A 22803-nucleotide genomic window follows, 5' to 3' on the forward strand; every position below is an offset into this window, starting at 1 on the left:
TGGCAGCCTGTTTCTACAGTCAGGCTGCATAACTTAATGATATTTTTTGAATTTTTAATTAGAAATCATTGCGCAAATTTTACAATTCCGTTATATTAATAGTTAACGAAACTCACTTCATTCATGAGCTTTTTTTTAAAAACAAAATGAATGAGTATTCATTCAAAGTTGTGAAGGAGGAAATTTCATTGTCATTTCGAATTCGAAAAGCGGCAGTCCTTGGTTCAGGAGTCATGGGCTCCGGCATAGCTGCGCACTTGGCCAACGTTGGAATACCAACCCTGCTTCTGGATATTGTTCCGAAGGAACTGACGGAAAAAGAGAAGTCAAAGGGCCTTACACTGGAAGACAGGGAAGTGCGAAACAGGAATACGCAAGAGGCATTGAAAAAACTGTTTAAACAAAAGCCGGCTCCTTTAACAAGCAAGAAGAATATTAATCTGATCACAGCCGGAAACCTGGAAGATGACCTGGATCAGCTCAAAGATGTAGATTGGATCATTGAGGTAGTAGTGGAAAATCTTGAAGTGAAAAAGAAAGTGTTTGAACAAATTGATCAGTACAGAAAAGATGGCTCGATCATCAGTTCTAATACATCAGGCATTTCTGTGGAAGCGATGTCCGAGGGACGATCGGAAGATTTTCAAAAGCATTTTCTTGGGACGCACTTTTTCAATCCGCCGCGCTATTTAAAGCTGCTGGAAGTCATTCCGACGAAAAAGACCGACCCTAAAGTGCTCGAGTTTATAAAAACGTTCGGTGAAGATGTACTGGGTAAAGGAGTCGTTGTTGCAAAAGACACGCCAAACTTCATCGCCAACCGCATCGGAACGTACGGTCTTCTTATCGCTGTGAGGGAAATGTTAAAAGGCGGATACAGTATCGGTGAAGTGGATTCCATTACAGGCACTTTGATCGGCAGACCGAAAAGCGCGACGTTCAGGACACTCGATGTTGTTGGCCTTGATACTTTCATCCATGTGGCCAATAACGTGTATGAATTGGTGGAAGGCGAAGAAAAGAAAGTGTTCGAAGTCCCTGACTTTATGAAAAGAATGCATGAAAAAGGCTGGCTTGGCAGCAAATCCGGCCAGGGCTTTTATGTGAAAAAGGGCAAGGAGATTCTCGAGCTCAATCCGGAAACTTTCGAATATGAACCGCGAAAGAAGTTCAAAACGCCTGGTCTTGAAATGGCTAAACAGGAACAAGGGACAAAAGGGAAAATGAAAGCGCTTATGTATTCAGACGACCCAGCAGGGAAGCTGCTTTGGAGCATCACGGCGCCAGTATTGACAATTTCTGCAGAGCTCCTCGGGGAAATAGCGGATGATATCGTCGCAATCGACCAGGCGATGAAATGGGGATTCGGCTGGGAGCTTGGACCATTTGAAACGTGGGATGCCATCGGAGTGGAAAAGTCTGTCGCTAAAATGGAGCAGGAAGGCATCGAAGTTCCTGGCTGGGTGAAGAGTATGATTGAAAACGGCCATTCTTCTTTTTATAAGGAGAATGAAGGAATCGAACATTATTATTCAAACGGTGAATATAAAGAAGTTACCAAAAATCCTAAAGTGATAGATTTGAAGCTTTTGAAAAAGCAAGGGAAAGTGTTAAAAAAGAATTCAGGAGCAAGCGTAATCGATGTCGGAGATGGGGTTCTACTTCTTGAATTCCATTCCAAAAACAATGCAATCGGGTTTGATATCATTCAAATGCTTAATTATGCGATTGAAGAAACAGAGAAGAACTATAAAGGACTCATCATCGGCAACCAGGGGAAAAACTTCTGTGTAGGAGCAAATATTGCCTTGATTTTAATGGCGGCCCAGGATGATGACATTTTCGAAGTCGATATGGTCGTACGCCAATTCCAGCAGGCGATGATGAAAATCAAATACAGCGAAAAGCCGGTTGTGGCAGCACCATTTGGCATGACACTCGGCGGAGGATCGGAGGTCTGCCTGCCTGCTGACCACATACAGGCATCCATGGAAACATATATGGGTCTGGTGGAAACCGGGGTTGGACTCATACCAGGCGGAGGAGGAAATAAAGAGCTTTATATAAAAACATTAAAAAGCATGGCTGATGGCGTGGAGTTTGATTTGCAGCAGGTGGCGAACAAAGTGTTTGAAACGATCGCTATGGCAAAAGTATCCACTTCAGCGGAAGAAGCGGCCGAAAATAATTTCTTGAATCACGCCGATGGAATATCGATCAACGGAGATCATCTCATTTTTGATGCGAAACAGGCGGTTTTGGCCTTGCACGAACAAGGATATAAACCTCCGGTTAGAGAAAAGATTCCGGTTACGGGAGAGACGGGTTACGCAACCTTGCTGCTGGGGGCAGAAGCTATGAAACTGTCAGGGTATATTTCCGAACATGATATGAAAATAGCAAAAAAATTGGCGTATGTGATTGCGGGCGGCAAAGTGCCATATGGAACGACAGTAGATGAGCAATATTTGCTGGATCTAGAAAGGGAAGCTTTCTTAAGTCTTGTGGCAGAGCCGAAATCACAGCAGCGCATGCAGCATATGCTTGTCAAAGGGAAACCATTGAGAAACTGACCAAAGTTTACTAGGAAATGAGGAGGATCATTTATGCGTGAAGCGGTCATCGTAGCTGGTGCCAGGACGCCTGTTGGGAAAGCGAAAAAAGGGACGCTCGCCCATACGCGTCCAGATGATCTTGGGGCGCTGGTCGTAAAAGAAACTTTAAAACGGGCAGGCGATTATGGAGGGAATATCGATGATATCATTATTGGCTGCGCTGTACCGGAAGCCGAACAGGGATTGAACATGGCGCGGAACATCGGAGGGCTTGCAGGCCTGTCCGATGATGTGCCGGGTATAACGATTAATCGGTTTTGTTCATCGGGTCTGCAGTCCATTGCGTACGCTGCCGAAAGGATCATGGTAGGCTCTTCGGATACAATCATTGCCGGAGGCGCTGAATCGATGAGCCTTGTTCCAATGACGGGGCATGTTGTCAGGCCGAATCTTCGGCTTGTAGAATCAGCTCCCGAATACTATATGAGCATGGGACATACAGCTGAAGAAGTTGCCAGGAAATTCGGTGTATCCCGGGAAGACCAGGATGCTTTTGCTGTGCGCAGCCACCAAAAAGCAGCCAAAGCTATTGCGGAAGGGAAATTTGCAGATGAGATCGTACCGGTCGATGTGGTTGCGAGAACGGTAGGTCCTGATAATAAATTAAAAGAAAAGCATATTCAATTTTCACAAGATGAAGGAGTCCGCCCAGATACGAACATGGAAGTATTGTCAAAGCTTCGACCGGTGTTCTCTGTCACAGGCTCGGTGACGGCAGGAAACTCTTCGCAAACGAGCGATGGAGCGGCTGCCGTAATGGTGATGGACCGTGAAAAAGCGTATTCCATCGGGCTTGAGCCGATGTTGAAATTCCGTTCGTTTGCTGTTGCGGGAGTGGCCCCGGAGATCATGGGAGTCGGTCCGGTTGCAGCGATACCGAAAGCATTGGAAATTGCAGGACTCGAGTTGGCGGATATCGGATTGTTCGAATTGAATGAGGCGTTTGCTTCCCAGGCGATTCAAGTGATTCGCGGGCTAAATCTTAATGAAGAGATCGTCAACGTAAATGGTGGCGCCATAGCGCTCGGACATCCGCTCGGCTGCACAGGTGCGAAACTGACCTTGACGCTCGCCCATGAAATGAGGAGGAGACAGGTTCAATTCGGAGTCGTGACGATGTGTATAGGCGGTGGCATGGGAGCTGCTGGTGTGTTTGAACTGTTATAAGAAAGGTATAAGACGCTTTTAACGACTTTATTAATTAAAAGAAACGGAGGAATGATCAATGGCGGAAGAAGTTGGAAAGTTAATCAAAGGCGGAGCTTTTTTAATCGAGGATATTACCGCAGATCAAATGTTCACTCCCGAAGATTACACCGATGAGCAAAAAATGATAGCGAAAACAACGGACGAATTTGTAACAAACGAAGTGATGCCACAGGTGGATCATCTGGAAAATCACGAATTTGAGCACTCTGTCAAACTATTAAAAGAAGCTGGGGAGCTTGGTCTTTTGGGAGCTGATGTTCCGGAGGAATATGGGGGCCTTGCTCTTGATAAAATCAGCTCTGCCTTGATTGCGGAAAAGCTGGCTAAAGCCGGAGGCTTTTCAATTTCCCATGGGGCGCATGTTGGAATTGGGTCGCTTCCAATCGTTTTATTCGGTACGGATGAGCAGAAACAGAAATATTTGCCGTCTTTGGCGACAGGGGAACTGCTCGCTGCGTATGCTTTGACAGAACCGGGATCGGGATCAGATGCGCTTGGTGCAAAAACAACAGCAAAGCTGAACGAGGCGGGCACTCATTATCTCTTGAACGGTGAAAAACAGTGGATTACCAACTCTGCGTTTGCAGATGTATTCATTGTTTATGCAAAAGTGGACGGCGAGCATTTTTCGGCTTTCATTGTCGAAAGGGAATATCCCGGAGTATCAACAGGCCCGGAAGAGAAGAAAATGGGGATCAAGAGTTCATCGACACGGACGCTCATTTTAGATGATGCCGAGGTGCCGGTTGAAAACCTGCTCGGTGAGGTCGGAAAGGGACACCGAATCGCTTTTAATATTTTAAATATCGGCCGTTATAAGCTCGGGGTAGGTGCGGTAGGAGCTTCCAAACGCGCGCTTGAAATTACATTGGAATATGCCAACCAGCGGAAACAATTCAAAACTCCGATTTCCCAGTTCAATTTGACAAAAGAAAAATTTGGAACGCTTGGTTCAAAAATCTATGCTGCCGAAAGCTCCGTCTACCGGACAGTCGGCCTATTTGAAGACCGCATGAGCCGTCTTAGTGAGGAACAGATCAAAGATGGTACGGAGGTCGCGAAATCTATCGCGGAATATGCCATCGAATGTTCCTTGAACAAAGTATTCGGAACGGAAGTCCTGGACCATGTCGTAGATGAAGGTGTCCAGATTCACGGCGGATACGGCTATATGGAAGAGTACGAGATAGAACGTGCTTACCGCGATTCAAGGATCAACCGGATCTTTGAAGGTACAAATGAAATCAACCGGCTGCTTGTTCCGGGAACCTATTTACGCAAGGCATTCAAGGGAGAACTGCCGCTCCTCGAAAAGGCACAAACACTTCAGGAAGAACTGATGATGCTTATGCTGGAAGAGCCTGGTGACGAACCGCTGGCTCAGGAAAAACAACTGACGGGTGGAGCGAAGAAAGTTGCCCTCATGATTGCAGGGCTTGCTGCCCAGAAGTACGGAAAAGCATTAGAAAATGAGCAGGAAATCCTTTCCCGAATCGCCGATATTGTATCTCTTGCCTATGCAATGGAGTCCGTTGTCTTAAGGACAGAAAAGGCGATTAGCCGAAGCGGATTGGAAAAGAGCAAACAGAAACTGCTTTATACAGAGATTTTCTGCCAAGATTCCATCGTAAAAGTGGAGCAGTTTGCGCGCGAAAGTCTCGCAGCCATCGAAGAGGGCGACACGTTTCGTATGATGAACTCCGCTCTTCGCAGATTGACGCGCCATACGCCGATCAACGCGATTGCGAAAAAGCGGGAAGCTGCCGAACAGCTGATTGCCGCTGAAAGGTACGTCGTTTAATAGAAAAAATGAGCGAGCCACCAGACTCGCTCATTTTTTCTGTTTTCTGTAAGTAAAATGGGATTTGTGCAAATTAACGGTTGAGCTCTTTGAAAAGTCATCGAAACTCGCGCAATTACCATCTGAATTAGTCCAATTGTCATTATAAAAAATGTGCAGTTTATTTTTACTCCAATCAAATATTATCAGTCCTCTCCTACTTTTGCCCCCCATGCTTTTCCAATCTATTAAAAATAAATCACACAAACCGATATTAATGATAGAGGCCATCCGCCTATCAAAGAAAGAAGGTGCATCATCTGTGCTCAGGAAAGATATTCTGACACCCATTGGCATTATATTAGGCTTTGCGGTAATATTTTTTGCTATCTATCTTGCAGGGGGATATGATAGCTTTTTGGTTTTTATTAGCTTCTCCTCCTTTGTTATAGTTTTTGGAGGGTTGTTTGCCTCTTTATTTGTTGGTTTCGGGGCGAAGGAAGTTGGCAGTATGTTTAATGTTTTACATACAACTTTCAGACGCCGGGAGGTTCCAATCCAAGATTTCATCAACAGTCTTGTGGATTTGGCAAGAACATCAAGAGTTGACGGGATGATCAAGGGGCTGGAAAGAGAGAGGGAACGGACAGCGGATCCGTTCATTCAAAAAGGACTCCGCCTGGTCATTGACGGGTATGAAGAAGAAATGATCCGAAAGATAATGGAGATGGATATCCGGGCTATGGAAAAAAGGCATGCCCGCGGCCAGCAGTTGATTACGAAAGCAGGGGAGTTGTCACCGGCATGGGGAATGATCGGTACCATTGTCGGATTGGTCCTGATGCTGCAGCAACTAGATAATCCAAGCGACTTGGGCCCGGCAATCGCAGTAGCCCTGATAACGACATTTTATGGAGTGCTGATGGCAAACCTTGTATTTATTCCGATTGCCAACAAGCTGGTGCTCCTGACCGAAGAGGAGGTTTTTTTAAAAGAAGTTGTCATTGATGCTTTGATCAGTATCCGCAATAATGAAGGTCCTACTATTTTAAAAGATAAATTACACATGTTCCTCACAGAAAGCACACAGGTGACTACCATCATCGATGATTACATAGGAGAAGGCACCCATGAAGAGAAACAAATTTGAAGTGCCTAGGACAACCCAGCCGTGGCTGATCACTTTTGCAGATTTGCTGATGGTTATACTGATACTCTTCGTATTGTTGTATTCTTATTCGGATACAGATTTTAAATCTGCTACGAATTCCTTCCAAAATCATAATCGTGGCTCGGCACCTGAAGAATCCGGTGGCGGAGGAATCGCTGGGGACGGCGAAGAAAAACCTTCAGATGGTGAAAGCGAAGGAGAAAAAACAGTACCCAAAGAGTACGAAAAACAATTGGAAGAGATGATAAAACGTGAGAAACATATCCAAGAAATTTTAGATTATGTAAAAACATATGCCACCAAACATGATTTGGAAGGTAAAATGACAGTGACTCCGACTGAAAAAGGAATTGAAGTCATACTGCCGGAAATCATGCTGTTCCCTTCAGGCAAGGCGGATCTCAAAGAAGAAGCTATCCTCTTTTTAGATGATATGGCGCCTTTGTTGGCGGAGATTTCCAATATCATTGAAATCGAAGGGCACACGGATAACCGTCCTATCTCCACTGAGCGCTTCCCTTCCAACTGGGATCTGTCAACAGCAAGGGCCAATATCGTTATCCGCCATTTGACCGAAAAACATAAGCTTGACCCGAATCGATTCAAAGCGATCGGATACGGAGAATACAAACCTATCTCTACGAATAATACCGATGAAGGCCGAAGCAAAAACCGCCGTGTCGTATTGATTATTTCGAATGAAGAACTTGCCAAATAAACTTTTAAGAGGTTTTTTGCAAGAACTATCGAATATATGGATTATAATAATGATGTATTTTTTGCAGAAAGGGGTGATTGTATTGGGACTTGACATATATCTGTACCCAAAATGCGGAACTTGCCGCAAAGCGAAGAAATGGCTGGATGATCAAGGTGTGGAATATAATGAAATACATATCGTTGAAGAGCCGCCGTCAAAGGATCAGTTGAAAAATATGTATGAAAAGAGCGGATTGGAACTGAAGAAGTTCTTCAATACAAGCGGAAAGAAATACCGGGAGCTTGGTTTAAAGGATAAAGTCAAAGAAGCCTCGGATGATGAATTGCTTGATATACTTGCTTCGGATGGCATGCTGATCAAGCGCCCGATTGTCACGGATGGAAAGAAAGTGACAGTCGGCTTTAAAGAGGAAACTTTCAATGATGTATGGAAATAATCAATAAGAGTATGGGTTCAAAAAGTTGTCAAATCAGAAGGTCGGGACGGCTGGTTTTATGCAGCGGAATGTATGGATTAAAATACATAAGCAGCGGAGAGACGAGCCAGTGAAGAACTTCGCGGCTTATCACTTGGCGACTTTTGGAACTTCCTCTAAGAGCGTTTTCTTGCTTTAACAGCTTTCTTTTTGTACATTTAAATGAGAAAAAAATGATGGAGGGATTTGCATGAACACACCGGCAGAATTACGTTATTCAGAGGAACATGAATGGGTAAAAGAAGAAGGGGAAAAAGTGCGGATCGGGATCACGGACTTTGCACAATCTGAGCTTGGCGACATCGTTTTTGTTGAACTTCCAGAAGTTGGTGATGAAATTACAGCAGACGAGCCTTTCGGAAGCGTTGAATCAGTAAAAACTGTATCCGAATTGTATGCGCCAGTGAGCGGTAAAGTTGTAGAAGTGAACGAAGACCTTGAAGACAGCCCTGAGTTCGTAAACGAATCACCATATGAGAAAGCATGGATGATCGTTGTAGAGCCTTCCGACACAGGTGAATTCGACAACTTGATGTCTGCTGAAGACTACGTGAAAATGACGAGTGAAGAGTAATAAAGAAAAGCGGAAGGCGCTGAGCGCTGCAGCTGGACGAAAATAAAAATAAATGCGCCTTGGACCCATAGCCAAGGTGCATTTTTTTCCATTGATGATAAAAGCGGGGTAGCATAAAATGAATCCATCAACAGAAATTGTCATTATTGTCGAGGGACTGTCTGATAAGAAAAAAATCATGCAGTTGGTAAAAGAGCCCGTTGAGGTCATTTGTACGAACGGAACGATCGGTTTGTCAAAGTTGGATGAACTTGTTGAGGAACTGGAAGGTAGGGATTTATTCATTTTGGTTGATTCTGATTCTTCCGGGGATAAACTGCGTAAGCAGCTAAAGCGAGAATTCCCCTTAGCCCGTCATCTTTTTATTGATCGTAAATTTAAAGAAGTGGCAACAGCCCCATTGGAACACCTCGCCCAAATTCTATTAAGGGCACGCATCGATATTCATGCGCAGTATCTTCATAAAGGATGAAATTTTCATATGGAAGAATGGACTAATAAAGATATTAATGAAATAATGGCGGAGCAAGCATCTGCCATTATTTATTTTTACACCCCAATATGTGGAACGTGTCAGGTGGCGGGTAGGATGTTGGGTATTGTAGAAGAAATAACCGGATCAACTTTTGGAAAAGCTGATTTGAACTACATGCCCGATTTGGCCATCGACTTGAAAATCGAAAGTGTACCCTGTCTCATGGTCTTCCAGGACGGCTTGCCGGTTGAGAAAGTCTATGCTTTTCGGTCGGTTCCCAACTTGCTTGGAATCGTCAAGAAGTACCTGTAAAGTGTACATTAATTTAAATTTATGTTTAGCCTTGATCCATCAGGGAAAATGATGGGTGTACCGTAAAAGACGGCGATGAAAAAACGAAAGGAATGGTTTTCTATCAACCCCCTGAAGATTCAGTACACAAATGATATGGAAAAAGCACTCCACGGAGCCCACGGAATCGGTTATGAAACTTACAGGCACGATTGCGAAAAAAGAATCGAGGTTGAGAAGAGGCGTGAAAAAGAGTATGTGGAGTCGCGGATAGTGGCAGCGAATATAGGTGGTAACCTTTCGTCAGGAAACTAATAATATCAGGCTGATCTGTTCAAAATAAACAGATCAGCTTTTTTCGTTTTAACTGAAAAGGAGATACGGTGTCCAGAACTTACACAGAGCTTGACGGGAACGCGATTGGTGACCCAAGTGAACGCCTCCCGAAGAATGGCCGAAGCGAAAACACGGCAGTTGATTGGAGCGCCTCCCAAAGAACATTCAAACCGTAAACATGATACCCACGGTCCAACGCCTCCCGAAGAAGCAGTATAGATTAAAAACAGGGTCGCGAAATGAAGAAACAAAAAATCTGTAAAATCAGTCGAATCGCTTTCGTATTTGAGAACCTTCTCAAATAAAATGAACTAAAATTCAATTCATACGTGCTCTTGTTGATAATTATTTTAAAATGAGATAAGATTATAAGTGAGAAACAAATGAGAAAGAGATAACAAATATTTTTTTATATTTGGAGGTAATGAGGATGGCTTCAACGTTGACAATCAAAGATCTTAATGTGTCCATCGATGACAAAGAGATCTTAAAAGGTGTAAACATTAACATAAATGGTGGAGAAGTCCACGCAGTAATGGGCCCGAATGGGACAGGAAAATCGACTTTATCCGCCGCTATCATGGGGCATCCGAGATATACGGTTACAAGCGGAAGCATTACGCTTGACGGCCAAGATGTCCTTGATATGGAAGTGGATGAGCGTGGGCGTGCAGGATTGTTTTCAGCTATGCAATATCCAAGCGAAATCAGCGGAGTGACGAATGCAGAGTTTTTAAGAACAGCAATCAATGCCCGCCGCGAAGAAGGAAAAGAAATTTCCTTAATGAAATTCATTCGCGAGATGGACAAGGAAATGGAACTGCTTGAAATGGATCCGAATATGGCACAGCGCTATTTGAACGAAGGATTCTCAGGCGGAGAAAAGAAACGTAACGAAATTCTTCAATTATTAATGCTAAAACCAAAATTTGCGATTCTGGATGAAATTGACTCAGGTCTTGACATAGATGCATTAAAAATAGTTTCCGACGGAATTAACAAAATGAGGGGCAGCGATTTTGGGTGCCTCGTTATCACTCACTACCAACGGCTTCTCAACTATATCACTCCTGACTTTGTACACGTAATGATGCAAGGCCGGATCGTGAAATCAGGCGGCCCAGAATTGGCACAGCGCCTGGAAGCGGAAGGCTATGACTGGGTTAAGGAAGAGCTTGGAATCGAAGACGAGACTGTTGGCCAAGAAGCATAAGTGGTAGGGGGATTGAAATGACAATTGATACGAAAATGACTATAGATCAAGAGTACATTCGTTCTTTTTCAAGTAACAATCATGAGCCGGCGTGGTTTACGGATTTACGGATTCAAGCGTTGGAAAAGGCCGAAGACCTGCCAATGCCAAAGCCGGACAAAACAAGGATTACTAACTGGAACTTCACGGAATTCGCCAAACACGAAGCTGAAGGCAGTACTTATGAGTCGCTGGCCGACTTGCCTGAAGTTGCCAAATCAGTTGTAAATGTGGATGCAACTAACCAAAACCTGTACATTCAACATAATCAAAAAGCATCCTATTTATCACTATCTGCTGAGTTGAAGAAGCAGGGAGTCATTTTTACGGATCTATTTACAGCTCTGTCTGAGCATGAAGATCTCGTAAAAAAATATTTCATGACGGATGCGGTGAAAGTTGATGAGCACAAGCTGACTGCTTTCCATGCTGCACTTGTCAATGGCGGAGCGTTCCTGTACGTTCCTAAAAATGTGGAAATCAAGGAGCCTATTCAGGCTGTTTATATATTTGATGATAAAGAGGCGGCAATGTTCAATCACGTCATTGTCGTAGCAGAAGATAACAGTTCAGTCACATATGTGGAGAACTATTTATCTACGGACGAGGAAGTAAACGGTGTTGTCAACATCGTGTCGGAAGTATTTGCGAATGCGAATGCAAAAGTAGTTTACGGGGCGGTCGACACAATTGCTCAAGGTTCAACAGTTTATGTGAACCGTAGAGGTATCACGGGACGTGACGCCACATTAGAATGGGCACTTGGCATGATGAACGACGGAAATACTATTGCCGAAAATACGACTAACCTGATTGGACAAGGCTCAAAAGGCGATGCGAAAACAGTAGTTGTCGGAAGAGGAAAACAGACGCAAAACTTTACGACAAGCATCATCCATTTTGGACAAAACACAGAAGGTTTCATTTTAAACCATGGAGTCATGAAGGAAGCTGCATCTTCCATTTTCAACGGTATCGGCAAGATTGAAAAAGGTGCTTCGAAGTCGAATGCCGTGCAGGAGTCACGCGTACTAATGTTAAGTGAAAAAGCTCGTGGAGACGCAAACCCAATATTGCTTATCGATGAGGATGATGTAATGGCGGGCCATGCGGCATCTGTCGGACGCGTTGACCCAATGCAGCTCTTTTACATGATGAGCCGCGGTATTTCTAAAGCTGACGCGGAACGCTTAATTATCCACGGTTTCCTAGCGCCTGTAGTGGAAAAGTTACCAATTGAAGCAGTTAAAAGCCAACTCACAGAAATCATCGAAAGGAAAATGCAATAATGAATGCGAGCGACGTACGGAAACAGTTTCCCATCCTTGACCAGGAAGTAAATGGACATCCGCTCGTATACCTTGACAGTGCGGCTACTTCACAAAAGCCTGTCCAGGTCATTGAAGCCATCGATGAATATTACAGAGGCTATAACTCAAATGTTCACCGGGGTGTTCATACACTTGGAACAAAAGCTACGGATAAGTATGAAGGAGCCAGGGAAAAGGTGAGGCGTTTCATCAATGCTTCATCAACAGAAGAAATCATTTTTACCCGTGGCACTACTACGGCAATCAACACGGTTGCTGCGAGTTACGGACGGGTAAACGTCCAACAAGGCGATGAAATCGTCATTACTTACATGGAACACCATGCTAATATTATCCCGTGGCAGCAGTTGGCGAAGGAAAAGGGAGCGGAACTTAAATATATTCCGCTTTTGGAAGACGGCTCCATCAATATGGATGAAGCGAAAAAGACAATCACGGACAAGACAAAAATTGTTTCAACCTCTCATGTTTCCAATGTTCTTGGTGTCATCAACCCGATCAAGGAGTTGGCTGCCATCGCACACAGCCATGGAGCGGTGATGGTTGTTGACGGAGCCCAGGGTGCTCCACATATGAAGGTGGATGTTAGGGATCTGGATTGTGATTTTTACGCTATATCCGGACATAAAATGTGTGCTCCGACGGGCATTGGAGTATTGTATGGCAAAAAAGAGCACTTGGAAAAAATGGAACCGATCGAGTTTGGTGGCGAGATGATCGATTTCGTCGGATTGTATGAGTCGACATGGAAGGAGCTTCCATGGAAGTTTGAAGCCGGTACGCCGATTATTGCGGGTGCCATCGGACTTGGGGCTGCCATCGACTTTTTAAATGAAATCGGTTCTGAAGCCATTTTGGATCATGAACATAAGCTGGCTGCTTATGCTCTTGAGAAAATGTCCGAGATTGAAAATCTGACAATCTATGGACCGATGGAAGCTGAAAGGCGCGCTGGTGTCATCACGTTCAACATCGAGGAAGTACATCCGCATGATGTTTCAACAGTTCTTGATGCTGAGGGCATTGCCGTACGGGCTGGTCACCACTGTGCACAGCCGCTTATGAAGTGGCTGGATGTGTCAGCAACAGCAAGGGCAAGCTTTTATATATACAACACTGAACAAGACATTGACAGACTTGTTGAAGGCCTTGTTAAAACGAAGGAGTATTTCACGAATGTCTTTTAATAATCTCGACAACCTCTATCGGCAAGTAATCATGGACCATTATAAAAATCCGCGGAACAAAGGGAGTCTGGAAGACGGCAGTTTGACCGTCGATATGAATAACCCTACTTGCGGAGACAGGATCCATTTGACGATGAACGTAGAAGACGGAAAAGTGACAAATGCCAAGTTTGATGGCGAAGGATGCTCCATTTCAATGGCTTCCGCTTCCATGATGACGCAGGCCATCATCGGGCAGGATACGGAAACAGCTATGAAGCTTTCGGGAATTTTTTCAGATATGATCCAAGGAAAAGATTTTGACGATGAGGATCTGGATCTTGGCGATATAGAAGCACTGCAGGGAGTATCCAAATTTCCGGCGCGGATTAAATGTGCCACATTGGCATGGAAAGCGATGGAAAAGGGGATCAAGGAACAACAATAAAAGAATGGAGGAATGGATCAATGGCTAAAGAAGCACCTCAAATAGGCGGCGAATATAAATATGGCTTTAGGGATAAGGACGTTTCCATTTACCGTTCAGAGCGCGGATTGACACGTGAAATTGTTGAAGAGATTTCAAAGATGAAGGAAGAGCCTCAGTGGATGCTCGACTTTCGCCTTAAATCATTGGAGCATTTTTACAAAATGCCAATGCCACAGTGGGGTGGGGATTTAAATTCCCTTAACTTTGATGAAATCAGATATTACGTGAAACCGTCCGAGAATGCGGAGCGTTCTTGGGACGAAGTGCCTGAGGAAATTAAGCAGACGTTTGATAAGCTCGGTATACCTGAAGCTGAGCAAAAATGGCTCGCAGGGGTTTCTGCACAATATGAATCAGAAGTTGTTTACCACAACATGAAGGAAGATCTGGAGGAGATGGGAATCGTATTTAAAGATACGGATTCCGCCTTGCAAGAAAACGAAGAGATCTTTAAGGAACACTGGGCAACAGTGATTCCACCAACGGACAACAAATTTTCCGCATTGAACTCTGCTGTTTGGTCCGGAGGATCTTTCATCTATGTTCCGCCAGGAGTAAAAGTGGATACACCGCTCCAAGCTTATTTCAGAATCAACTCTGAAAACATGGGGCAGTTTGAACGTACACTGATCATCGTTGACGAAGGTGCACACGTTCACTATGTTGAAGGTTGTACAGCACCAACTTATACAACAAACTCGCTCCACAGTGCAGTTGTTGAGATCATCGTTAAAAAAGATGGGTACTGCCGTTATACGACAATCCAGAACTGGGCCAATAACGTATATAACCTTGTAACAAAACGTGCGGTCTGTGATGAGCGCGCAACAATGGAATGGATCGACGGCAACTTCGGTTCAAAACTCACGATGAAATATCCTGCAGTTCTGCTGAGAGGCGAAGGAGCAAGAGGATTGACTCTTTCCATTGCACTGGCAGGGAAAGGACAACATCAGGATTCAGGAGCGAAAATGATGCACTTGGCTCCGAATACAACGTCTTCCATCGTTTCCAAATCCATGTCCCAGCATGGCGGTAAGGTAACGTATCGTGGAATCGTCCACTTCGGCCGTAAAGCTGACGGTGCCCGTGCAAACATCGAATGTGATACAATGATTCTGGATGACCAATCCACATCAGATACAATTCCTTACAATGAAATTTACAATGACAACATTTCACTTGAGCACGAAGCGAAAGTTTCCAAAGTCTCTGAGGAGCAGCTCTTCTACCTGATGAGCCGCGGTATCAGCGAACAGGAAGCAGTAGAAATGATCGTCATGGGCTTCATCGAGCCATTTACAAAAGAACTTCCGATGGAATATGCGGTTGAAATGAACCGTTTGATCAAGTTTGAGATGGAAGGTTCCATCGGTTAATAATATGAGTGAAAAAGAATGGAGAGCCTGGCCTCCATTCTTTTTTTTGACTTTATTTGCACTAAGAGCCGCATTTTTTACCTAGTAAGTTCGGCTTTAATATGAGATGAAGTATTGGTAGACGGACTTTGAATCATGCTACACTAAATGCAGGTGATTTTATGATTTATATTGGAGTTACCGGATGGGGCGACCATGATATTTACCACCAAGGGGTTGCTGTGCGTGATAAATTGAAGGAATATGCGGCCCACTTTCCAACAGTGGAAGTGGATGCGTCTTTTTATGCGGTTCAGCCTGCTCGTAACGTGGAGAAATGGGTGAAGGATACGCCGGCTGATTTTCGCTTTGTCGTCAAGGCTTATCAAGGGATGACTGGTCATCAGCGCGGAGAAATTCCGTTTTCGTCAAAAGAGGAAATGTTTGATGCGTTTAAAGTGTCACTAACGCCATACGTTGAGAGCGGCAAGCTTGCGATGGTTCTGTTTCAATTCCCGCCTTGGTTTGACTGCAAGAAGGAAAACGTTGCATATTTGCGGTATTGCCGTGACAAGATGGATGGATATCCAGTTGCCCTTGAGTTTCGAAACCAGTCTTGGTTTTCGGCTAAGTTTCGTGCGCAAACGCTGAGGTTTATGGAAGCGGAGGGGTGGATTCACAGCATTTGTGATGAACCACAGGTTGGTGAAGGATCGATCCCGACGGTGCTTAAAGCGACGGATAAGGAAAAAACGCTAGTCCGAATGCACGGAAGGAACACAGCTGCATGGATGAAGCCAAACGGAAAAAATTGGCGGGAGGTCCGCTATTTATATCGTTATAATAAAGAAGAGCTTTTGGAATGGAAAGAAAACATACTGAAGCTTCAAAATGAAACAAAGGATATCTATGTCCTATTTAATAATAATTCAGGCGGAGATGCTGCCGGGAACGCTAAAGAATTTATTCAATTGATGGACATAAGATATGAAGGACTTGCCGCAAAACAATTGGATTTGTTCTGATAGTCCACTTAATACGGCTAGGGGGCTTATCCAGGACAAAGCAAGGCCGCTGATAAAAAATGCTGCCACTTTTCCAATGACTGATAGGAAGTGTATTTGTGAGAGAAAAAATTCATATATACCATACGAATGACATTCACAGCCATTTTGAAAAATGGCCGCGGATTAGAAAGTTTCTAAAAGAACGTCGAGACCTTCATGAGGCCAACGAGGAAGATGTGTTTATTTTTGACTCCGGAGACTTTATTGACAGATGGCATTCGTTTACGGAAGGGACCCTTGGAAAAGGGAATGTGGCTTTGTTCAATGATGCGGGCTATACGGCTGTCACCATCGGAAATAATGAAGGCCTTACATTGCCCCACGATGTTTTAAATCATGTATATGCTCAAGCGGAATTTGATGTTATGGCGGCAAATGTATATTTGCCAGGCGGAACAAGGCCTTCATGGGCATTGCCTTATCAAATATATAAGACATCAAGAGGAACAAAAATCGGTGTTACGGCAGCAACCGCCTATTACCGTCCACTATATAAGCTATTGGGCTGGGAATTGTCTGAGCCGATAGCAGAGCTAAAAAAGCAAATTTCCGATTTGCAAAAGCAGGTTGACATCATTATCGTACTATCCCATTTGGGCATGCATGATGATCAAACCATTGCGGAGCACAATCCGCGTGTTGATCTGATTTTGGGAGGCCATACTCACCACGTTTTTATGAACGGGAAAAAAGTGAACCATACGACATTGGGGGCTGCGGGAAGATACGGAGAATATATCGGCTACGTAGAAGCGGAAATTGATACGGGACCATTTTTGTGGAAAAAGTTCACAGCTTCACTTTTTGAGACGGCAATTTTGGACAATCCTCCGAATGCAGGGGAATATATTAAGGAATTGGATGCGATAGGAAAAGAGCTGCTGCAAACTGAAGTAGTCACGCTTCCCCAACCATTGAATTATTCCTGGCAGGAGCATTCCGAACTACCGGCTATATTGTGTGAGGCACTGTATAAATGGTGTAAAGGGGATTGTGCTCTGGTCAACTCCGGTCTTATCCTCTCATCGCTTGAGAAAGGAAAAGTGACGAAATACGACCTTCATCGTATGCTTCCTCATCCCATCAATCCATGTCTCGTTGAATTAACGGGCGCAGAGCTTGAGGAAGTGATCCGGAAGGCTGAAGACAGCGCCTTGTCCGAACTTGAATTCCAGGGGCTTGGCTTCAGGGGCATTATGATGGGCAAATTTGTCTACCATAAAATTGAAATTGAAAACAATAATCAATCCATAAAAATTGCCGGAAAACCGCTTATCCCGGAAAAAATCTATCACTTGGCAACTTTAGATATGTTCACATTTGGTGTGTTTTTGCCACCTATAAAAAATGCCAGAAGGAAGATATACTATTTACCGGAATTTGTCCGCGATCTTATGGAATGGGAATTGAAAAACCGTTATATCTGACCTTCCAGTCTAGGAAGGGGAACTGGGCGGCAATAGCTCCTATTAAAAACCAGTCAGCCTATCTCTGAACTGACTAATTTGCTAAGCTTTTTTAGATGATCCCCTAATATCCCGTTCCTTGCATCGGCTGAATTCGTGCCCGAGAATCGGGTTTAACCTGTATATCGGTGAGGAAAGCCGCTTATTCGTTCTCGAATTTCAAGTTTAGCCTGTTCTTCGTAACGAATAACAAGATGGAAAACATATTGTAACACCCTGTGCAACTATTCATTCGCCCCTTCATATAATGGGTACCGGAAGGGGTGGATTCAATGGTTAGTATTGAGCCCGTGGTGATTGACGGGCATATGTTTGTCGCATCCACTGTTCGTTTGCCGAAAACAACACTTCTTACTGTATCAAATGATAAAGGATACATTATGTGCGGTGCCCTTGATGTCGGGTTGTTAAACAGCAAGCTGAAAGACCGCGGTATTATTGCAGGCAGGGCGGTCGGAGTCAGAACGATCGGCCAATTGCTGGATGCACCGTTGGAATCGGTAACGCTTGCTGCACGAGAGCTTGGCATCACACCCGGAACCACGGGCCGCAACGCATTGTTAAAAATGCTTTGATGGACGGCAGCGGGCAATTTTATAAACGTGCGCTATATCCCTCCTTGTACGCATATATTTGTATAAGGGGGGATTAGTGTTGGCTCGATTTCATGCTCGTAAGTACCGGCGGGGACCACTACCTTTCCGCTATGTCATGTTAATATCATTCGTTTTTTTTATTTTTTCCACAGCTGCTGGACTGTGGATTGTGAATAAAGGGATCAAGCCCGTATTAATAAGTTATGCAGAATCCCAAACAAAGAAAATTGCGCCGATGGTGGTCAGCAAAGCCGTCAAGGATGTGATTCCGGAAGTAAAAGACTTAAGGGAAATAACGGAGATTGTCCCGGATGGAGTCGGTGGAAAGACAGTCCAGTTCAAGACCGATATTATCAATGAGACTCAGGCGGACATATCCAGAGCAATTCAATTGAATCTCAGACAAGCAGAAGCAGGAAATCTGGCCTCATTTCATCAGGAGACAGGTGTGCAATTTTCCTACGATCAATCTGCAAAAGGCGAAGGAATCGTATATTCATTTCCTCTTGGCCAGGCAACGAATAATGCCTTGTTGGCCAACCTAGGCCCGCGGATACCGATTCGGTTCACTCCTGTCGGCAGTGTAAATACGAATGTTGAAACAAAGGTTGAACAATATCCTATTAACAACATGTTCGTAACAGTGTCAGTCCAGGTCAGTGTCAACGTCCAGATTATTATCCCTTTTGGTAGCGGACAGGCGAAAGTCGATCAGGAAGTGCCGATTGCCATTGGACTCTATCCATTGGACGTTCCGCAATTTTATAACAACAGTGGGACAATGAACCCGTCCATTCAGTATCCTGGTTCTCAAAATTCACCTTAGGATTGTCAACAATTACGTTTAATGATATTATACTTGTATAACAGTATGAAAACCTTTTCAAGTGATTGAGGGGTGGAAAACAGAGGAAGTTACAATAAAAAATATTAACAAAAAGCTTCGCTGGTGTTATATTGTAAGAGGCCACGCATGATGTGGTTTTTTTCTTTTTTTAACAATGGTTCTGCAAGAAAGTGAAGCTTATGAAAAATGCAATTTCTATATTTCTATAAAATTATTCCGGTTCATATCATTTGCAGAAACCGATGCAGCAGTGCACAGCAATTGTCTGTGTGAGAAATGGAGGAAAATATGGAGCAGTCGATTTTTTCACTATTGCCGCCATTATTGGCTATCTTGATGGTTATCCTGACCCGGAGGGTGTTGCTTTCTTTAGGAACCGGCATTATTGTTTCAGCCTTTTTATTGGGAAAAGGAAATATCGTACAATCTTTTTCAATTTTATGGGATGCCGTTAAAGGGATTTTTGTTGAAGATGGTGGATTAAACACTTGGAACTTATATATATTGGTATTCCTGTTTTTACTGGGTGCAATCACCGCTCTTGTTAATATTGCTGGGGGAAGCAGGGCTTTCGGCGAATGGGCCATGACAAAAGTGAAAACCCGTGCAGGCGCACAAATTTTAACTGCGATATTTGGAATTATTATCTTTATCGATGACTACTTTAACGCGCTTGCGGTTGGCCAGGTGGCACGTCCAATCACGGACCGCCATCGAGTGTCCAGGGCGAAGCTTGCATATTTGATTGATTCAACATCGGCACCGATTTGTGTGATTTCACCGATTTCCAGCTGGGGGGCTTTCATCATTGGAATTATCGGTACAGTGCTTGCGACGCATAATATTACAGATATATCCGCGTTTACAGCTTTCCTGAAGATTATTCCAATGAACCTGTATGTATGGGCAACGCTCGGAGTTGTTTTTATTATTGCGATTCGCAATGTTGACTTTGGGACAATGAGAGCGCATGAAGAAAGAACGATGGAAACAGGTATTCCTTATGATCCGGATAAGGAAATTCCTGGTGAGATAAAAGAAGAGTTGCCGTCTAGTGAAAAAGGAACGGTAGGAGATTTGCTCTGGCCGATCGTTGCACTTTTTGTTGGAACAATTGCAGCTATTGTTTGGAGCGGTTTGAAAGGAAGCGAAGGCGGAGCCACGATTATGGACATCTTCGGAAATGCAGATGTCTCATTGGCGCTTGTATATGGAGGACTGTTAGGCCTCGTTGTTTCTGCTATCTCATTTTTCCGCCAAAAGGCTATAAACAGTTCGATGGACTCCTCGCTCCTTTTGAAAGGAATCGGCGTTGGCATGAAATCCATGCTCCCGGCGGTGTTGATTTTAGTATTTGCGTGGGCAATCATTACCCTGATTGATGAATTAGGTACTGGGGTGTACCTGGGGAACGTCGTTGCAAACTCTCAAATGAATATTGCATTTTTGCCGTTGGTCATGTTTGTCGTTGCAGGCTTAATGGCTTTTGCAACAGGTACATCTTGGGGATCATTTGGAATCTTATTGCCGATTGCGGGACAAGTAGTGGCTGCAACAGATATGTCAATGATGCTGCCGGCGCTAGCCGCTGTCCTTGCTGGATCCGTCTTTGGAGATCATTGCTCTCCAATTTCAGACACAACAATCCTGTCCTCTACTGGGGCCGGATGCAATCATATGGACCATGTCATCACTCAGCTTCCATATGCCTTATTGTCAGCATTGATAGCTGCTATCGGATTCGTTGTCATGGGCTTGACTGATAATGGGATGATGGGACTTGCAGCGGTTATTGTCCTGTTGATTATCTTCGCGTTGACTACAAAAAAGAATAAAGTGCCTCAGGGTAATATGGTTACGGAAAAACCGAATCCTGGAAGATAAAAAGACAGCTTTTTGGCTGTCTTTTTTTTATGCTAGAATAGTTTTATTATAAAATTTATATAGATTTATTGCATAATTTCATTTTGACAAAATAAGAATGAATAGATATACTAACTTTAAAGTTTGAATAATATTCAGACTCTTCGCAAGAAAAAATTTATTATGAGGGGGTATTTTAATGGAAAATCGTGCGCAATTTGGTTCGAGAGCCGGATTTATTTTTGCCGCTGTCGGTTCGGCGATTGGACTAGGAAACATTTGGCGTTTCCCGGCTGTTGCGTATGATAACGGGGGAGGGGCGTTCTTTCTTCCGTACTTGTTCGCACTGCTTACTGCAGGAATTCCATTGCTGATCTTGGAATTTGCCATCGGCCACAAATACAGAGGGTCGGCACCGCTATCTCTGGCAAGAGTCCGAAGAGGCGGCGAATGGATCGGATGGTGGCAAATCGGCATCTCGTTTGTTATTGCCACATATTATTCGGTCATCATTGCATGGGCATTGGCCTATACCTATTTTTCCTTTAAATTGGACTGGGGAACTGATACGACTAATTTCTTGATTGCAGACTACTTAAAAGTGGGAGACACAGCTTCCATGGGGAGCTTTGTACCCGGGGTTCTCATCCCATTAATCCTTGTGTGGGTAATCGTTTTGGCTATCATGTATGCCGGGGTTAAAAGGGGCATTGAAGCAGCTACAAAGATCATGATTCCGCTTTTGGTTGTTTTATTCACAGTTATTGTAATCCGGGCACTTACGCTGGATGGAGCCGTTGAGGGATTGAATACTTTCTTCAAACCGGACTGGAGTACGATCACCAACGGTAAGGTTTGGGTTGCAGCGTATGGACAAATATTCTTCAGTTTATCAATCGGATTTGCCATTATGATTACTTATTCAAGTTATTTACCAAAAAAATCCGATATTACGAACAGTGCTTTTATTACAGGTTTTGCGAACTCAGGATTTGAATTACTTGCCGGATTTGGTGTTTTTGCTGCTTTAGGATTTATGGCTGCCCAGCAGGGTGTAGGAGTAAATGAAGTTGTTCAAGGCGGAGTATTACTGGCGTTTTCAGTCTTTCCTACTATAATCAATGAGTTGCCAGGATTCCAACAAGCCTTTGGTATCCTATTCTTCGTCTCCTTAACGCTGGCTGGCTTGACATCGCTCATTTCTATCGTTGAGACATACATTGCAGGTATACAGGAAAAGTTCAATGTTTCCAGGGCATCAGCGGTTACATTTGGAGCAGGGTTGACAGCCATCATTTCCCTTGCTTTCGCAACACAGAACGGTTTGAACCTGCTTGACGTTGCAGACTATTTCATAAACCAATTTGGAGTTGCCATGGCTGGCCTGTTTGAAGTTATCTTTATTGCATGGTTTGCGAAACAATTGAAACCGCTTCAATCTTATGCGGACTCTGTGTCGGATATCAGATTAGGTGCATGGTGGAGGATTTCATTATCGATCATTACCCCTGTTGTTCTCGGTTACATGATGTTCGACAACTTGCGCCAAAACCTAGTTGGAGATTACGGCGGCGGTGATTACCCTCGTGAGTTCCTGTTCAAGTACGGATGGACTGTTGCTCTTGGCGCCATGTTTTTTGGCATCTTGATGTCCTTGAAACCATGGAAAGGCCACGATCTCAATTATGAAACTAAAGTGGACGAAAGGGAGGCGGGATAA

General features: G+C 44.0%; 22 protein-coding genes. All 22 read left to right on the forward strand.

Features of this window, described 5'->3' with window-relative positions; all coding sequences use genetic code 11:
* The first annotated feature begins 146 nt into the window (after positions 1–146).
* Positions 147–2573, forward strand: a complete 2427-nt coding sequence (locus D4T97_RS03875; protein WP_408021584.1) for a 3-hydroxyacyl-CoA dehydrogenase/enoyl-CoA hydratase family protein — start codon at positions 147–149, stop codon at positions 2571–2573.
* Positions 2574–2606: 33 nt separating this feature from the next.
* Complete coding sequence (locus D4T97_RS03880; RefSeq protein ID WP_126047802.1) at positions 2607–3782, forward strand: acetyl-CoA C-acetyltransferase; 1176 nt, start codon at positions 2607–2609, stop codon at positions 3780–3782.
* Positions 3783–3840: 58 nt separating this feature from the next.
* A complete protein-coding gene (locus D4T97_RS03885) occupies positions 3841–5625 on the forward strand; it encodes an acyl-CoA dehydrogenase family protein (RefSeq protein WP_126047804.1) in 1785 nt (594 codons plus the stop codon).
* 301 nt (positions 5626–5926) lie between these two features.
* Positions 5927–6754, forward strand: coding sequence for a MotA/TolQ/ExbB proton channel family protein (locus D4T97_RS03890; protein WP_235872139.1), 828 nt, complete (start codon positions 5927–5929; stop codon positions 6752–6754).
* Positions 6735–7493: an OmpA family protein gene (locus D4T97_RS03895; RefSeq protein WP_126047806.1), complete on the forward strand. Its 759-nt coding sequence runs from the start codon at positions 6735–6737 to the stop codon at positions 7491–7493. Before D4T97_RS03890 ends, D4T97_RS03895 begins: the two co-directional genes overlap by 20 nt.
* A gap of 82 nt (positions 7494–7575) precedes the next feature.
* The gene (locus D4T97_RS03900; RefSeq protein WP_126047808.1) at positions 7576–7932 is read left to right on the forward strand and encodes an arsenate reductase family protein; all 357 of its coding nucleotides are present in this window, start codon (positions 7576–7578) and stop codon (positions 7930–7932) included.
* A gap of 229 nt (positions 7933–8161) precedes the next feature.
* Positions 8162–8545 (forward strand): glycine cleavage system protein GcvH, encoded by a 384-nt coding sequence (gene gcvH / locus D4T97_RS03905; RefSeq protein WP_126047810.1) that lies wholly within the window; start codon positions 8162–8164, stop codon positions 8543–8545.
* A 118-nt stretch (positions 8546–8663) separates the two neighbouring features.
* A complete protein-coding gene (locus tag D4T97_RS03910; protein WP_126047812.1) occupies positions 8664–9017 on the forward strand; it encodes a toprim domain-containing protein in 354 nt (117 codons plus the stop codon).
* 9 nt (positions 9018–9026) lie between these two features.
* Complete coding sequence (locus D4T97_RS03915) at positions 9027–9332, forward strand: thioredoxin family protein (RefSeq protein WP_126047814.1); 306 nt, start codon at positions 9027–9029, stop codon at positions 9330–9332.
* Positions 9333–9407: 75 nt separating this feature from the next.
* Entirely contained in the window at positions 9408–9626 is a 219-nt protein-coding gene (locus tag D4T97_RS03920) for a hypothetical protein (RefSeq protein ID WP_126047816.1), read from the forward strand.
* A gap of 68 nt (positions 9627–9694) precedes the next feature.
* Positions 9695–9823, forward strand: a complete 129-nt coding sequence (locus D4T97_RS20885) for a hypothetical protein (RefSeq protein WP_268920392.1) — start codon at positions 9695–9697, stop codon at positions 9821–9823.
* 254 nt (positions 9824–10077) lie between these two features.
* Complete coding sequence (sufC, locus tag D4T97_RS03925; protein WP_126047818.1) at positions 10078–10860, forward strand: Fe-S cluster assembly ATPase SufC; 783 nt, start codon at positions 10078–10080, stop codon at positions 10858–10860.
* A 17-nt stretch (positions 10861–10877) separates the two neighbouring features.
* Positions 10878–12188, forward strand: a complete 1311-nt coding sequence (gene sufD / locus D4T97_RS03930) for a Fe-S cluster assembly protein SufD (RefSeq protein ID WP_126047820.1) — start codon at positions 10878–10880, stop codon at positions 12186–12188.
* Positions 12188–13417 carry a cysteine desulfurase gene (locus D4T97_RS03935; protein ID WP_126047822.1) on the forward strand — a complete coding sequence of 410 codons (1230 nt, stop codon included), beginning with the start codon at positions 12188–12190 and terminating at the stop codon, positions 13415–13417. The genes sufD and D4T97_RS03935 overlap by 1 nt, the downstream gene beginning before the upstream one ends.
* Positions 13407–13844 (forward strand): Fe-S cluster assembly sulfur transfer protein SufU, encoded by a 438-nt coding sequence (sufU, locus tag D4T97_RS03940; protein ID WP_126047824.1) that lies wholly within the window; start codon positions 13407–13409, stop codon positions 13842–13844. Before D4T97_RS03935 ends, sufU begins: the two co-directional genes overlap by 11 nt.
* Positions 13845–13864: 20 nt before the next feature.
* Positions 13865–15265, forward strand: coding sequence for a Fe-S cluster assembly protein SufB (sufB, locus tag D4T97_RS03945; RefSeq protein ID WP_126047825.1), 1401 nt, complete (start codon positions 13865–13867; stop codon positions 15263–15265).
* 161 nt (positions 15266–15426) lie between these two features.
* The gene (locus D4T97_RS03950; RefSeq protein WP_126048085.1) at positions 15427–16269 is read left to right on the forward strand and encodes a DUF72 domain-containing protein; all 843 of its coding nucleotides are present in this window, start codon (positions 15427–15429) and stop codon (positions 16267–16269) included.
* 98 nt (positions 16270–16367) lie between these two features.
* Entirely contained in the window at positions 16368–17738 is a 1371-nt protein-coding gene (locus tag D4T97_RS03955; protein WP_126047827.1) for a bifunctional metallophosphatase/5'-nucleotidase, read from the forward strand.
* A 311-nt stretch (positions 17739–18049) separates the two neighbouring features.
* Positions 18050–18352 (forward strand): YunC family protein, encoded by a 303-nt coding sequence (locus tag D4T97_RS03960; RefSeq protein ID WP_126047829.1) that lies wholly within the window; start codon positions 18050–18052, stop codon positions 18350–18352.
* Positions 18353–18428: 76 nt separating this feature from the next.
* Complete coding sequence (gene yunB, locus D4T97_RS03965) at positions 18429–19199, forward strand: sporulation protein YunB (RefSeq protein WP_232019379.1); 771 nt, start codon at positions 18429–18431, stop codon at positions 19197–19199.
* Positions 19200–19508: 309 nt separating this feature from the next.
* Positions 19509–21104, forward strand: a complete 1596-nt coding sequence (locus D4T97_RS03970; RefSeq protein ID WP_126047833.1) for a Na+/H+ antiporter NhaC family protein — start codon at positions 19509–19511, stop codon at positions 21102–21104.
* Positions 21105–21282: 178 nt separating this feature from the next.
* Positions 21283–22803, forward strand: coding sequence for a sodium-dependent transporter (locus tag D4T97_RS03975; RefSeq protein WP_126047835.1), 1521 nt, complete (start codon positions 21283–21285; stop codon positions 22801–22803).

This window comes from Siminovitchia acidinfaciens, from assembly GCF_003605385.1.
GTDB classification, from domain to species: domain Bacteria; phylum Bacillota; class Bacilli; order Bacillales; family Bacillaceae_C; genus Siminovitchia; species Siminovitchia acidinfaciens.

What these genes read in the sequence shown, in the direction of transcription:
- D4T97_RS03875 (WP_408021584.1), top strand. Translation starts at nt 147, where the DNA reads ATGAATGAGTATTCATTCAAAGTTGTGAAGGAGGAAATTTCATTGTCA.
- D4T97_RS03880 (WP_126047802.1), top strand. Translation starts at nt 2,607, where the DNA reads ATGCGTGAAGCGGTCATCGTAGCTGGTGCCAGGACGCCTGTTGGGAAA.
- D4T97_RS03885 (WP_126047804.1), top strand. Translation starts at nt 3,841, where the DNA reads ATGGCGGAAGAAGTTGGAAAGTTAATCAAAGGCGGAGCTTTTTTAATC.
- D4T97_RS03895 (WP_126047806.1), top strand. Translation starts at nt 6,735, where the DNA reads ATGAAGAGAAACAAATTTGAAGTGCCTAGGACAACCCAGCCGTGGCTG.
- gcvH (WP_126047810.1), top strand. Translation starts at nt 8,162, where the DNA reads ATGAACACACCGGCAGAATTACGTTATTCAGAGGAACATGAATGGGTA.
- D4T97_RS03910 (WP_126047812.1), top strand. Translation starts at nt 8,664, where the DNA reads ATGAATCCATCAACAGAAATTGTCATTATTGTCGAGGGACTGTCTGAT.
- D4T97_RS03915 (WP_126047814.1), top strand. Translation starts at nt 9,027, where the DNA reads ATGGAAGAATGGACTAATAAAGATATTAATGAAATAATGGCGGAGCAA.
- D4T97_RS03920 (WP_126047816.1), top strand. Translation starts at nt 9,408, where the DNA reads ATGAAAAAACGAAAGGAATGGTTTTCTATCAACCCCCTGAAGATTCAG.
- sufC (WP_126047818.1), top strand. Translation starts at nt 10,078, where the DNA reads ATGGCTTCAACGTTGACAATCAAAGATCTTAATGTGTCCATCGATGAC.
- sufD (WP_126047820.1), top strand. Translation starts at nt 10,878, where the DNA reads ATGACAATTGATACGAAAATGACTATAGATCAAGAGTACATTCGTTCT.
- D4T97_RS03935 (WP_126047822.1), top strand. Translation starts at nt 12,188, where the DNA reads ATGAATGCGAGCGACGTACGGAAACAGTTTCCCATCCTTGACCAGGAA.
- sufU (WP_126047824.1), top strand. Translation starts at nt 13,407, where the DNA reads ATGTCTTTTAATAATCTCGACAACCTCTATCGGCAAGTAATCATGGAC.
- sufB (WP_126047825.1), top strand. Translation starts at nt 13,865, where the DNA reads ATGGCTAAAGAAGCACCTCAAATAGGCGGCGAATATAAATATGGCTTT.
- D4T97_RS03950 (WP_126048085.1), top strand. Translation starts at nt 15,427, where the DNA reads ATGATTTATATTGGAGTTACCGGATGGGGCGACCATGATATTTACCAC.
- D4T97_RS03960 (WP_126047829.1), top strand. Translation starts at nt 18,050, where the DNA reads ATGGTTAGTATTGAGCCCGTGGTGATTGACGGGCATATGTTTGTCGCA.
- D4T97_RS03970 (WP_126047833.1), top strand. Translation starts at nt 19,509, where the DNA reads ATGGAGCAGTCGATTTTTTCACTATTGCCGCCATTATTGGCTATCTTG.
- D4T97_RS03975 (WP_126047835.1), top strand. Translation starts at nt 21,283, where the DNA reads ATGGAAAATCGTGCGCAATTTGGTTCGAGAGCCGGATTTATTTTTGCC.